The 14,709-nt window shown below is 38.7% G+C and carries 8 protein-coding genes; 6 read left to right on the forward strand and 2 right to left on the reverse strand.

Features of this window, described 5'->3' with window-relative positions:
- Nucleotides 1–15: 15 nt before the first annotated feature.
- The gene (locus NXV01_RS04475; protein WP_195648688.1) at nucleotides 16–3,078 is read right to left on the reverse strand and encodes a TonB-dependent receptor; all 3,063 of its coding nucleotides are present in this window, start codon (nucleotides 3,076–3,078) and stop codon (nucleotides 16–18) included.
- Nucleotides 3,079–3,491: 413 nt separating this feature from the next.
- On the opposite strand from NXV01_RS04475, the gene NXV01_RS04480 reads away from it, so the two are divergent.
- Both NXV01_RS04480 and NXV01_RS04485 read left to right on the forward strand, forming a co-directional pair.
- On the forward strand, nucleotides 3,492–5,771 hold the full coding sequence (locus tag NXV01_RS04480) for a GH92 family glycosyl hydrolase (RefSeq protein ID WP_195648687.1): 2,280 nt from the start codon (nucleotides 3,492–3,494) through the stop codon (nucleotides 5,769–5,771).
- Between the two features lie 101 nt (nucleotides 5,772–5,872).
- A complete protein-coding gene (locus NXV01_RS04485) occupies nucleotides 5,873–6,685 on the forward strand; it encodes a DUF4380 domain-containing protein (RefSeq protein ID WP_259021799.1) in 813 nt (270 codons plus the stop codon).
- Between the two features lie 33 nt (nucleotides 6,686–6,718).
- Here NXV01_RS04485 and NXV01_RS04490 read toward each other — a convergent pair whose 3' ends face one another.
- Nucleotides 6,719–7,297: a DUF4294 domain-containing protein gene (locus NXV01_RS04490; protein ID WP_148367701.1), complete on the reverse strand. Its 579-nt coding sequence runs from the start codon at nucleotides 7,295–7,297 to the stop codon at nucleotides 6,719–6,721.
- A gap of 145 nt (nucleotides 7,298–7,442) precedes the next feature.
- Between NXV01_RS04490 and NXV01_RS04495 the strand changes: the two genes are divergently transcribed.
- The 4 genes from NXV01_RS04495 (at nucleotide 7,443) to NXV01_RS04510 (ending at nucleotide 14,694) form a co-directional block, all read left to right on the forward strand.
- Nucleotides 7,443–9,491: a helix-hairpin-helix domain-containing protein gene (locus tag NXV01_RS04495; protein ID WP_259021800.1), complete on the forward strand. Its 2,049-nt coding sequence runs from the start codon at nucleotides 7,443–7,445 to the stop codon at nucleotides 9,489–9,491.
- A gap of 44 nt (nucleotides 9,492–9,535) precedes the next feature.
- Nucleotides 9,536–10,045 carry a sigma-70 family RNA polymerase sigma factor gene (locus tag NXV01_RS04500; protein ID WP_148367703.1) on the forward strand — a complete coding sequence of 170 codons (510 nt, stop codon included), beginning with the start codon at nucleotides 9,536–9,538 and terminating at the stop codon, nucleotides 10,043–10,045.
- Nucleotides 10,046–10,077: 32 nt separating this feature from the next.
- Nucleotides 10,078–11,211 carry a FecR family protein gene (locus tag NXV01_RS04505; RefSeq protein ID WP_259021801.1) on the forward strand — a complete coding sequence of 378 codons (1,134 nt, stop codon included), beginning with the start codon at nucleotides 10,078–10,080 and terminating at the stop codon, nucleotides 11,209–11,211.
- Between the two features lie 132 nt (nucleotides 11,212–11,343).
- The gene (locus NXV01_RS04510; protein ID WP_217723016.1) at nucleotides 11,344–14,694 is read left to right on the forward strand and encodes a SusC/RagA family TonB-linked outer membrane protein; all 3,351 of its coding nucleotides are present in this window, start codon (nucleotides 11,344–11,346) and stop codon (nucleotides 14,692–14,694) included.
- Nucleotides 14,695–14,709 lie beyond the last annotated feature (15 nt).

A 14,709-nucleotide genomic window follows, 5' to 3' on the forward strand; every position in this document is an offset into this window, starting at 1 on the left:
TATATTTTTATCTGATTAAAAACCAACATTAAGACCAAATGAAATAGAACGGGACTGAGGATATTGAGTTAAGCTATATACTCCCTGTTCGGCATTGTTATTACCTATAAATTCAGGATCAAATCCTTTGAATTTAGTGAATGTCAGTGCATTTTCTACTCCTACATAGATTTTCAGTTTTGATAATTTCATTTTAGATACTACCGATTTCTTAAAGTTATATCCTAGCTGAATGTTTTTTAATCTCAAGTATGAACCATCCTCAACCATATATGAGTTAGGCAATTGATAGTTGTGGGTAGCATTACCCAGACGAGGTTGGCTGGTTTGGGTATTGTTGGGTGTCCATGCATTCCACACATCCGGAGTTGAGTTCCAGTCAGCATTCATATTTTCAAGACATTGTTTGGTATTGTTGTATATATCTCTGTCAGCTACCCCCTGCCAGTTCATGTTGAACTCAAAACCTTTGTATTCCAAGTTCACATTGAATCCATATACATATGTTGGCCAAGGGTTACCTATTGAAGTCATGTCTTCATCATTGATACGTCCGTCTCCATTCAGGTCTTTAAATTTAATATCTCCCGGGCCTATATTTCCTGCATCGTATGCTACGCCCCATTTTTCCATTGATATCGCATTCAAGGCATCTATTTCTGCCTGTGTTTGATACAATCCGTCTGCTACGTATCCCCAAAATGCTGCTACCGGTCCGTCTACGAGTGTGCGATTGAAGCTTCCTCCGGACAAATAGCTGGCATTACCGATGTTTAGTACTTTATTTTTGTTGTACGAGATATTTCCACTTACGAGGTAGTTGAAATGATTGATTGATCCTCTGTATGACAAAGCCACTTCAATACCTTTGTTGCTGATTTCTCCTTTGTTCAACTTATAAGTACTACTACCAACACCGATATGTGAAGGCATTTTTTGTTCAATCAATGCATCGCGTGTTTTCTTGTTGTATAGGTCGATAGTGGCTGTAAAAGCATTATTCCATGCTCCAAGATCTATTCCGATGTTAGTTATTCTTGTTTTTTCCCATGTTACGTCTTTATTCGGAGTTTTCTGGGCCAACCAAGTACCATTCGTTTGTAATTTATATTCTTGTCTCCACCAGTTTTTGTCTATACTGTTGTTGCCAATTTCTCCGATACCAAACCTTAGTTTCAAGTCATTAATCTTTTCTACTTTAAAGAACTTCTCATTGGCTATGTTCCAACCAACAGACACAGATGGGAAGAAAGCGCTTCTTTTGCCCGGAGCAAATATATCAGTGGCATCATTTCTAAAGTTCGCTGTTAGCAGATAGCGGTTGTCATAAGCATAGGTAACACGTCCGAATATGGAGTAGCTACTTCCTGTAGCCCAAGAGTTGGTACCGTCTCTGTGATCGGTAAGAGCAGTACTTCTTAAGTCTTGAGCCGGTATACCCCATTCAGCATATCCTGATGCGTCATCATTACGTGATTCTCTTACTTCGAAACCGACCATTGCTCCAAGATCGTGTTTACCAATCAATTTATTATAGTTTACGTATGTATTCAACAAGTAGGAAGTACTTTGATTGTGAGAATAATCCAATTGGTGTCCTTGGATGTTTTTTCCTTCCACAAAGTCAATAGAGTTGGTTGATATGCCTCCAAATGTATTATATAAGAAGCTTGAAGTCGCATGATTGCTAAGAGTTCCTGTCAGGTTGGTAGTCCATACCAGTCCTTTTATCGGGGTGATGATTACTTGCAAATTTCCCCATGCAACGTTCCATTTCTCCCAATGATCTTTCAAGTCAGCGCTTTCCAATGGGTTTCCTCCCTGCCAGTCGATTGTTCCTGCAAATTCATCAGTGAAGTATCCATATCCTGTACCCATCGGGTTGGTGTCATCGTATACATTCATGGCTGGATTAGCGCGAAGGACGTGTTGCCAGTTCAATGCATTATGTTTTCTTTTTGAGTGACTGAAATTTACTGTCTGACTGAATTTTAGCCATTTCAATGGAGTTTGTTCGAATCGGGTTTTAATGGCCCATTTCTCGTAGTTTGTATTCACATAGGTACCCTCGTCATTCTCGTACATGGCAGAAAGGAAATAAGATGATCTATCGGAAGCTCCGGAGATGTCAATGCTATGAGAATGTTCTATTCCGGTGCCAAACATAACGTCTACCCAATCAGTATTAGGTAATTGCGATACTTCATTTGGAGTCAGGAAATAGAACGATTTAATATCATTAGTTGTAGGTTCGCCCTTATCCGGATTGTTGGACATCCATCTGGCCTTGTACATATCAATGTAACCTTGGGTTCCCAGCATTTCAGGAAGTCCGAGGGCATGGTTTATCTTTACGTATCCGTTGTAGTTCACGGCTATTCTTCCTTTAGCACCTTTCTTGGTTGTCACCAATACGACTCCATTGGCTGCTTCAATTCCATAGATGGCGGCGGATGCGGCATCTTTTAATAATTGGATAGACTCCACTTCATTAAAATTATCCAGTGGCATTCCAGGCACTCCATCGATAATCCAGAGTGGAGCGGCATTATTTAGTGTTCCTACACCGCGCATATATACAGAGGAACCCTCACCGGGTAATCCGCTTTTCCTTGATACATAGACGGGTGCTTTTCCTTGTAGGGCTTGAGAGGCATCATTGGTGGCCATCGTATGTAGGTCTCGTGTGCCCAAAGATGTAATAGATCCGGATACATTCGCTTTCTTTTGTACACCATAACCTACGACGATGACTTCTTCCAGCTGCTTAGAGTCTTCTGTTAATACAACTTTCAGATTTTTACTTTGGTTGTTTACAGCGATTGTTTGTGTAATGTATCCTACATAGCTGAAAGTCAGTTTCCCGGTAGCATTTTTCAGCTTAATCGAGAATTTACCATCTATATCGGTTATTACCCCGTTTGTAGTTCCCGTCTCGGTCACTGTAACACCTATCAGAGGATCATTCTGATCGGAAATAACAGCTCCATTGACGACTGCTGTACCCTGTGCGTTCGTATATTGTATTCCCGTCAGGAATATCAATATCAGAAGCTTAATTTTTAAGTACTTTTTCATTGTTTTAAATTTTAAAGTTATACAAAACGAATTTTGCTGTAAAAGTATTGCATTTAGATCAATGTGACCGAATGAAAAAAGCAATAAAGTAAAAACAAAACATGAACAAAATACAAACAAAAGTGCTTTGGCCAAGGGTTTGGCGGATAATAGAGGGTTTCTCTCGTCTTTGTTCAAGACAAATATATTCTATTATTGGATGACTGTACCGGAAATTTGTTTCTTTTTGGGGATGCTATAAATCAAATAGAGGTAAGGTTGGGAGCAATCGCTTATGTGCGTGGTCATTATCGTACTTTGTTTATGTTTTGTTCGCGTTTTGTTTTTCCTTTTTCTCTTCTTTCTTAGCTTTTTGTAGACATATATATGGAGATTTTGGGATAAATTTGCTTCATAATAATCTAAAGAAAAAGATGAGAAAAATAATATGGACCATCATGGCGTTATGTGCCCTGTCCGGGTGCAGATACGAAAATAGTACTATCAGTGCAGATAGTTTGTTGGACTTTGTCGACCCATTAATAGGTACAGGTGGACATGGACATACGTTTCCGGGGGCAGCATACCCTTTCGGAATGGTACAATTAAGTCCTGACACAGGACTTGAAGGATGGGATTGGTGTTCCGGCTATCATTATTCCGATAGTTCCATCATTGGTTTTTCTCATACGCATCTTTCGGGTACAGGACGTTCCGATCTGATGGATGTGATGTTGATGCCTGCGACGGGAAATTTGAAATTGAATCCGGGATCGAAAGATAAACCGGATGAAGGATATCGCTCCCGTTTTTCACATGATGAGGAGTCTGCATCTCCGGGATATTATAAAGTAAGGTTGAAAGATTATGATATTATGGCTGAATTGACCGTATCTCCTCGATGCGGTTTTCATCGTTATACCTTTCCTGAAAGTAAATCTTCTCATATTATATTGGATTTATCTCATCATTTCGCAACTGATTCTGTTCTTTTTACTTCCATGAATAGGATAGACAGTTGTACAATAATAGGTGAAAGGAGGACAAAAGGCTGGGGTGAGCCCGGAGAAAAATACTGGAGTGAACAACAATTGTTTTTTGCTTTGAAAGTATCTAAGGCATTTGACTTGTCTGTTGCTGTGGATGATCTGTTTATTCAGGAAAAACAAGCTTCCGGCAAAAATATAAAAGCTATTCTTAATTTTGAAACTTCCTCTAATGAGATGGTGTTAGTAAAAGTGGGAATATCTGCTATAAGTGCAGAAAATGCACTTCAAAATCTTTCGGAAGAGATACCGCATTGGGATTTTAACAAAACGCTTAGCGAGACACAGTCGATATGGGAAAAAGAATTATCAAAGATTAAGGTAGAAGCTTCTGATAAGAATAAAATAATTTTTTACACAGCGCTGTACCATTCTTTATTGGCCCCTTATTTGTATAATGATGTGAATAAAGAGTACTTGGGCCTTGATAAACAGATACATACAGCCGAAGGGTTCAATAACTATACAGTGTTGTCGCTGTGGGATACTTTTCGTGCTGAGAATCCGTTATTAACGTTGATTGCTCCAGATAAAACGAACGATCTGGTACAATCTATGCTTGCGCAGTATGATCAGTATGGATTACTGCCGGTGTGGCCATTATGGTCGAGTGAAACAAATTGTATGATTGGCTATCATGCCATTCCGGTTATTGTAGACGCATACTTCAAAGGTATAAGAAATTATGATGTGGAAAAGGCGTATCAAGCCATGAGGACATCGGCTATGCAGGATAACTTTGGTGTGAAAGAGCTGAAACAATACGGTTATATTCCTTATGACATTTACAATAAATCGGTTTCTGCGGCTTTGGAATATTGCTATGACGATTGGTGTATAGCTCAAATGGCCAAGGACTTGGGTAAGATGGATGATTATAACTATTTTATAAGCCGGTCTTCCGGTTATAAAACATATTTTGACAAAGAATATAAACTAATGAACGGTTTTTCGAGCAAAGGCAGTTTCCGCCGTCCGTTTGATCCTTTCTTTTCATCTTATGGGGAATGTGATTGGGTGGAAGGAAATTCATGGCAATACTCTTTCTTTGTTCCTCACGATGTGCAAGGGTTGATAAATCTATATGGGGGCAGTGAGGAATTTGTCAATGCTCTCGATACCTTATTTTCCATGCCTATGGGTATGTCAGGCCATGATGTGCCGATAGATATAACCGGACTTATCGGCCAGTATGCACATGGCAATGAGCCTAGCCATCATGTAGCTTATCTTTATAATTATGCGGGCCAGCCTCATAAAGCTCAACAACGGTTGCATGAAATCATGTCTACTTTGTATACTGATCGGCCGGACGGATTATGTGGTAATGAGGATTGCGGGCAAATGTCGGCTTGGTATGTCTTCAGCGCGATGGGATTCTATCCTGTGAATCCCGCGGAAGGAATATATATTCTGGGTAAACCGATGGTAGAAAATGTTGAAATTACCATTGGAAACAAGCTCTTTAAAGTGAAAACAGCAGGGTGGAATGATGAGAACATATATGTGCAATCGGTGAAACTTAATGGTGAGGTTTATAATAAGCTTTTTATTACACATACCGATATAGTGGATGGAGGAATCTTGGAATTTACGATGGGTTCGGTTCCGGGTAACTTTGGGGATTCGGTTTTACCTCCGTCTTTATCCGAAATTCTAAGTGAATAATGAGAAGTCTGAAGCTCCTGTTATATCTGTTTATATCTTGCTTGTGTTTTGGTTGCAAGTCTTCTTTGCCCAAAAAAAGCCGGATAAATAAGCAAAATGATGTGTATGTTTTGTCTTTTGCTGACCTCTCTTTCAGCGTATCGGCAAAAAAGGGGGGACGGATTATTTCTTTTAAATGCAGAGATAAGGAACTGCTGACTTCTGATTTGGTACATAGTAAGTATTACGGAGCAACGTTCTGGTTATCTCCACAGTCAAACTATTGGCCACAATATCGGTGTGTCGATGAGCTTCCTTATAAGGCAGAGATAGACGGACAAATTCTTCGACTGGTGAGTTCGCCGGATTCTTTAAGCGGTATCTCTATCATTAAGGAGTTTTCTGTATCAGAAAGAGATTCATCTATATTGATTAATTATTCTGTTCGGAATGTATCTTGCCAGCTAAAGAGATTTGCCCCCTGGGATGTGGTGAGAGTGCATGGAGGTTTGAGCTTTTTCCCTGTAGGAGAGGCAGATCAGATGAATAAGTCTGATGTCACGGGAGCATATGAGGATAAGGGTATAATGTGGGTTCCATGTCCGGATGGTACCAATGAGAGAGGTCAGAAATTATACTCGACTGCTTATGAAGGTTGGATCGCTCATTATTATAAGGAGCTTCTGTTTATAAAATGTTTCCCGGACATTGGACCCGGTGAAGTTCCTTCCGGACAAGGTGAAGCAGAGATTTTCGTAGCACCGAAGGGGCGGTATCTGGAACTTGAAAATCACGGAAGATATACAGAACTGTCACCCGGAGAGTCTTTGGTATATCAACAAAAATGGTTTTTGAAAGATGTGTCCGACGGGAGAGTATCTGATTGGACCAGCAAATTGAAAAGATATATAGATAAACAAAAAAAACGTAGATAAAGCTTGCTTTTGCACCGGTAAAGACTTGTGGTATCAGATTTGTCCGTTCTCCACCATCAATACCACGCGTTCCGTTAGTTTGTCCTCACCTTGCGGATCATATTCTTTCTTTAAACTGGCCCCGAATAGTGCGGCAAATGCTTGATAGAACCCTGCCTTGAAAGGTCCCATAAACGCTTTTACCAGTTCATAACTAGTCTGATTACTTTGACGGTCCACAAGCTTTATCAACAATTTTCCCTGTGCAAAAGAGAGTTTCTTCATTCGGGCAGTATATTGATCTTTCAATCCTTTTTCAACCCGTTTGATATGTTTTTGGCGGGCTTTCTCATTGGGTAGAGTCTGAAGATATTCATAAGTTTCGATGATAGCCTGATTAATTTCTTTGGAAATAGGATATACCTTTTTCACGTTCCGAATCAATCGATAGTACTCCTGACGTTCCTTTTCATTTTTGAACTTAAGTGGTTTGAAGATATACACAGTCGGTAGTTGGATACTTGGGATTGTATCTCCATTGTAGATACACATCGGAACCAAATATCCATTGATGCTTTGTTTTTCCTGTGCCTGCAAATGTAGTGAGCAGCAAACAGTGGCAAACAGTGTCATTACTACTATGTTAAGCCTTCTTTTCACGATACAAAAATAGAATTAAAATTTTATTATTCAGACATATCTTTCAGACGTTAACCTATTTAAAGTATCTTTGCCCCCTTGTATGTAAAAAAGCGAGAAGATAATACACATTTTATTGATGAAAACTACTCAACTAATCCGGTTGATAAGTATTATAAACAGCCTGTTCATAATTCCTGCTTGTAGTGCTCAAAACCTTTCTGAAAGTCTTTTAGAGGATGTTCTTGAAGATTTATCTGTTAATAACGATATTAATAACTCTGTTAATACCTTGAATTGGGAGAATGAATTGGAAGAACTTTCCAATCGTCTGCAAGAACCTATTAATTTGAATGTTGCTACCCGTGAACAACTCGAACAGTTTCCTTTCCTTAGTGATATTCAGATTGAACATCTGCTGGCTTACATCTATATACACGGACAGATGAAAACTATCTATGAACTTCAACTAGTGGAAGATATGGATAAGCAGACAATTCAGTATTTACTACCATTCGTCTGTATAAAAGCTATTAACAATGAATCTTCTTTTCGGTGGAAAACTATGTTGAAAAGCGCAGCGAAGTATGGAAAAAATGAACTGTTAACTCGCTTTGATATACCACTTTATAAACGAAAAGGTTATGAACATACTTATTTAGGACCTTCTGTTTATAACTCTGTGAAATACAGTTTCCGATATAGTGACCGACTCTATGCAGGAGTCGTTGCAGAAAAAGATGCCGGAGAACCTTTGGGAGCTTTACACAATCGCTATGGCTACGATTATTATTCCTTTTATCTGTTATTAAAAGATTGTGGGCGATTAAAAGCATTAGCTGTTGGTAACTATCGGCTTAGTTTTGGACAAGGATTGGTGATTAGCACTGATTATCTGATGGGAAAAACAGTCTATGCCTCTTCTTTCAACAATCGTAGCAGCAGGATAAAGAAACACTCTTCCAGTGATGAATACAATTATTTCAGAGGAGTGGCTGCCACAGTTGCTTTATCTAAGGATTGGGACATTTCCGGTTTTTATTCGCATCGTTCATTGGATGGCGTGATAACAGATGGAGAAATTACCTCTATCTATAAAACCGGATTACACCGGAGCCGGAAAGAAGCAGATAAAAAGCATCTGTTCACTATGCAATTAACAGGTGGAAATGTGAGTTATCAACACAACCGTATCAGACTGGGTATCACCGCTATTTACTACCTTTTCAACCGATCTTATGAACCGGAATTAACAGGCTATTCCAAATACAATCTCCACGGCAATAACTTCTACAATTTAGGAATAGAGTATGCTTATCGTTGGCATCGTTTCTCTTTTCAGGGAGAGACAGCGATAGGAAAACAAGGTTGGGCCTCTTTGAACCGTTTGCAGTATTCACCGGTTCAAAACACCCAAATCATGTTGATACATCGGTTCTATTCCTATAATTATTGGGCTATGTTCACCCATTCATTCGGTGAGGGAAGTACGACTCAAAACGAACAGGGATATTATATCGGATTGGAGACTTCTCCTTTTGCCTATTGGAAGTTCTTTGCATCATTCGATTTGTTTTCCTTCCCATGGAAAAAATACAGAATAAATAAACCCTCCCGTGGAACAGACGGTCTGGTTCAAGCTACTTTCACTCCACTTAGTAATCTATCCATGTATCTAAAGTATCGCTATAAACAAAAAGAACGTGATTGGACAGGTAGTAAAGGAACGCTAACGCTTCCTATTTTTCATCATCAGCTTCGCTATCGTTTGAACTATTCTTTGGGAGATGTGTTAAGCAGTCGTACAACTTTAGATTATAATCATTTTCATTCTCAGGACAGAGCTGCTAATAAAGGATATCAGGTTACACAAATGATATCCTCCCAACTGCCTTGGGCCAGGCTGTTTGCTGACGTTCAAGGCAGTTATTTTTTTACAGATGATTATGATTCGCGTGTATATGTTTCGGAAAGCGGACTGCTTTATACGTTTTACACTCCGTCATTTCAAGGGCGTGGCTTCCGATGTGCCGTTCGTTTAAGATATGAACTGAACAAACATTTCCTGTTGATAACCAAGTTCGGTGAAACTGTCTATTTCGACCGTAACGAAATCGGTTCCGGCAATAATTTGATCTGTGGAAATAAAAAAGCAGATGTACAAATGCAACTGCGTATCAAGTTTTAATGTATATTTGTCTGCCAAAAAATAACAGAAGAATACGATATTGAATGAAAGACCGGACTACTTTTGACAGAATGTTTAATGAATGGTATGCACAATTCGTGTATTTTGCATACTATTTTATAAGCGATGTTGAAGTATGCAAAGATATTGTAAGTGATGCTTTTGAATATTTGTGGCGTAATTATGATAAAATAGAAGAAGCTACGGCAAAAACTTATCTTTATACAATTATCCGCACGCGTTGTATCGACTATCTTCGTAAACAAAATATTCATGAAGAATATGTGGAATTTGCTTCACGATTAACCAATAAAATCATAGAGTCTGGTTCGCAGCAGACAGATACACGTATTTCTCAGATACGCAAGGCGATGGAAAAGTTGACTCCTTACAACTGCCATATTCTGGAAGCTTGTTATATTCATAATAAAAAGTACAAGGAGGTAGCTGAAGAATTAAATGTGAGTGTTGCGGCTATCCATAAGAATATAGTGAAGGCTTTGCGTATTCTTCGTGAAGAATTAGGCCGGAAAGGTAACCGGGATGGACTTTAAAACGTAAATATTATATATTGAATGAATTATTTATGGATGAGAAGAATATAAATATAAATAAGTCGGAAGAAGAAGCTTTGAAAATTATGGAGAATGTTTCCCATATAACTTCTGACCAATTACATGGCTTGGAGAAAGATGAAGAATGTTTCCAGGCATGTGTTGATATTGCAGAGGTTGTGATGGAGATGCGGCAAAAGCAAAATACACTGGCAATTAATGTTCAGAAAGAATTGGTAGACTTTCATAATAAACGTTTGAATAATAACAAAAAGAAGAATACGCGTATTCTGTGGACTGCTATTGCAGGAGTAGCGGCAACTGTCATTGTAATCCTGATTTTACGTACAATGATGATTTCACCGGAACCAAAACTGGAAAGTATTAAAATTTTTGAAGCAAACCATGCCATCGCACAAGCTACTTTGCAAATTGATGACGAAAAGGAAATAAGACCTTTGAAAGATCAAAAAATTGACTATCATCGTACTATTCAGACAGAAAATAAAGAGGTCGGAAAACAGAAAGTACAAATACATAGATTAAGTATTCCCAGGGGAGAAACATTCAAAGTTGTTTTATCCGAAGGAACTGAAGTCTTTTTGAATTCGGACAGCCGGTTGGTTTATCCTACCGTTTTTAAGGGAAAAGAGAGGATCGTTTCGTTGGAAGGGGAAGCTTATTTTAAAGTAAGTAAAGATGTCGAACATCCTTTTATTGTAAAAACCGGAAATGTGCAGGTTCGTGTCTTAGGAACAGAGTTTAATGTACGTGGATACTCTCCTGCCGATGTCCGTATCACATTAATTACAGGAAAAGTAGCTGTCAGCGATACCTGCGGAACTCATAACGTTGAAATGGAGCCGGGACAAAGTGCACAACTTTCTACTGACGGAACATTTGCTGTGAGTGAAGTTAATATAGAATCATTTTTGTATTGGAAGGAAGGATTTTTCTATTTTGATGATATCCCTCTGGCTGACATGATGAAAGAGATAGGGCGTTGGTACAATATAGATATAGAATTCCGCAACAGTAAAATTATGGATCTCCGTATGCATTTCTTTGCAAATCGTCATCAAGACATTTTTAATTTGATTGAATTATTGAATCGAATGGAGAGAATTCATGCCTATTTTGAAACAGGAAAACTTATTATTGAATAAAAAACGAGCAAAACGTCATAAATCTGAATAGGAATACATATTTCTGAAAATAAATTCTTTTAAGGGTAACCATTCTTTTTTAAACTTCGTATACAATTAAAAGAATGAAATACTATTTAACTATTCAGGCTTATGAAAAAAAATCAGGCACAAAAGTTCATTGTTTTGTTCTTGCTTTTCCTTTTTGCGTATTCGTGGCGCATTGAAGCACAAACAGGTAAAGAAAAGCAAATAACGATGGAGTTTAAAAATGAAGGATTACCTTCTATTTTTAAACATTTGGAGAAAGTATCGGGATATAAAGTTCTTTTTATCTACGATGAGATTAGTTCTTATACTTCTACCGGGAAAGTTGAGAAAGCTACTATTGGTGAAGCTTTAAAGGTGATTATCGGGAAAAATCCATTGAAATATCACATTGACGGACAATTTATCAATATCACTAAAAAGAATCCTAAAAAGAATATTTCACAAGTAAAAGGAAAAGTGCTTTCCGAAGAAGACGGGTTTCCGGTTATCGGTGCCACTATTATAGTGGAAGATGCCAATATCCGTACCATCACAGATAATAATGGTAATTTCCAGCTTTCTGATGTTCCGGAAGATAGTCAGGTGAGGATTTCTTATGTAGGTTTGGAAACTCAGTTGTTGAATCCTTCAACATTTATGTCAGTAGTGATGAAGTCTGATACAAAAGCACTGGATGAAGTGGTGGTAACAGGTATGTTTAATAGGAAAAAAGAAGGATTTACCGGCTCTGCTGTTACTATAAAGGGCGAAGATCTGAAAAAATATAGTACGAATAATGTAGCTAAAGCAATTGCGGCTGTTGCTCCCGGGCTTCGTATCGTAGATAATATTAATATGGGGTCAAATCCGAATAATCTACCTGATATGCGTATGCGTGGTAGTGCAAATATGGATTTGAATGCACAAGCTACGGTAGACTTTAATTCAGCCAGTAATGACGTATTGGCGGTCCAAGGGGAATATGAGACTTATGCCAATCAACCATTGCTTATCATGGACGGATTTGAAATCAGTATACAGGCGCTTGCCGATATGGACCCCGACCGGGTTTCTTCCATTGTTTTGCTAAAAGATGCGGCGGCTACAGCTATTTATGGATCGCGTGCGGCAAATGGGGTAATTGTCATCGAAAGTAAGACGCCTAAACCGGGGCGTATCTGGGTAACTTATGGCGGTGAACTTCGTATTGAAGCTCCGGATATGACTGGATATAACCTGATGAATTCAAGAGAAAAGATAGATGCGGAATTACAGAGCGGGCTTTATACATACGGTGGTGAAACAGTTGAAAAATGGAGACTTTATCAATCAAAGTTGCGTGAAGTTTTGGCGGGAGTAAATACCTACTGGTTGGATAAACCTTTGCAGACTTCTTTTCAACAACGTCATACAGTTACACTGGAAGGAGGTGACGAAGCTTTGCGTTATCGTATGTATGTCGGATATAACAGTTCTCCGGGTGTGATGAAGGGCAGTAATCGTGATGTATTGACTGGTTCGCTTGATTTTCAGTATCGTCTGAAAAAAGTATTGTTAAAGAATAGCATTACATTGGATAATTCAGTGGCTGATGAATCTCCATGGGGAAGTTTTAGCGAATACACCCGCTTGAATCCTTATTTGCGTCCTTATGGAGAAAATGGAGAGATACAGAAACGTCTTGATAATTTTGAAGGACTAGGTGGTGAATCGAGTTATTTGAACCCCATGTATAATACAACGTTCAACAGTAAAGACCAGAGTAAGAATTTTACAGTGCGCGAACTTTTCAAGTTAGAATATAATCCTACTGAAGAATTGCGGTTTGAAGGTGCATTCTCTTTGTCCAAAAGTGTGGGACATCGCGATATGTTCCGTCCTGCGCAACATACTTTTTTTGATAATGTGACTGATCCTACGTTAAGAGGTGATTATCGCAAAAGCCAGAGTGAATCTGTCAAGTGGGGAATAGATTTGACAGGAAGCTGGAACAAACAGTTGAAAGATCATTATCTGACCGCTAATGCCCGTATGAGTGTATTGGAAAATAATTCGGAGACGTATGGAAACTATGTGACGGGTTTTCCGAATGATAATATGGACAACTTGTTATTTGGTAAGAAGTACAATGAGAAAGTAGATGGGTTGGAAAGTACAACACGTTCCATTGGTTGGGTTGTTGCCGGAGGTTATTCTTATAAATATAAGTATTCATTTGATTTTAATGTGCGTCTGGACGGTTCCTCCCAGTTTGGAAAAGACAATCGGTGGGCACCTTTCTGGTCGACGGGATTACGTTGGGATTTGAAAAAAGAGAATTTCCTGAAAGATGTTTCTTTCATCTCTGACTTGATTTTAAGAGGCACGTATGGTACGACCGGTTCACAAGGTTTCAACCCTTATCAGGCACATGGCTATTACACCTATTCCAATTTATTGCTTCCTTATTATTCATCCGATGCGACAGGATCGGAAATTTTGGCCATGCACAATGAAGGCTTAAAGTGGCAGACTACAAAAAGCACGAATCTTGCATTGGAATTAGGACTTTTTGATCAGCGTTTTACCGCACGTGTGGAATACTACCGGAAAGTGACAGACAATATGATTACAGATATAAGTCTTGCTCCTTCTCTTGGTTTTAGCAGTTATCCGGAAAATCTGGGAAAGATTGAAAATAAGGGTTGGGAACTTTCTTTTTCTGCTATTCCTTATAAGAACGTTGCTAAACAGGCTTATTGGACAATTATGGTAAACGGTTCTCATAATACAGACAAATTACTCAAAATATCAGAAGCGATGAAATATGTGAACGATCAGAATGCATTAAAACTAAAGGATACACCACTGCCACGCTACGAAGAAGGTGAATCTCTTTCTCGCATTTGGGTAGTGCGTTCATTGGGTATTGACCCGGCTTCAGGAGATGAAATATTACTGAAAAGTAATGGAGAAATGACAAATGCCACTAACTGGAATGCCAATGATGTAGTACCTGTTGGAAATACAGAACCTAAATGGCAGGGATATATTAATTCTTCTTTTACGTACAGAGGATGGGGAGCAGATGTTAGTTTCAGGTATCAATTTGGTGGTCAGGTATACAATCAGACACTGCTTGACAAAGTGGAAAATGCCAATTTGAAATACAATGTAGACCGGCGGGTGACCCAACTGCGTTGGATGAAGCCGGGTGACAAGGCACAATTCCGTGGGCTTAACCCTGGCGGATGGGAGACGAAAGCTACTTCACGGTTCATTATGGATGAAAATATATTTCAGGGAAGTTCATTGTCTGTTTATTATCGTATGGACCGTACTAATACGAAGTTTATCACTCATTGGGGATTGAGTTCTGCTAAGGTAACGTTTAATATGGAGGACTTTTTCTATTGGTCTACAGTGAAACGCGAAAGAGGTTTATACTATCCGTATTCCCGTCAGTTTACATTTGCTTTGAATGTTGCTTTCTAATTAAAAACATATTTG

Origin of the sequence: Bacteroides sp. BFG-606 (genome assembly GCF_024788145.1) — a bacterium.
Lineage (GTDB): Bacteria > Bacteroidota > Bacteroidia > Bacteroidales > Bacteroidaceae > Bacteroides > Bacteroides vicugnae.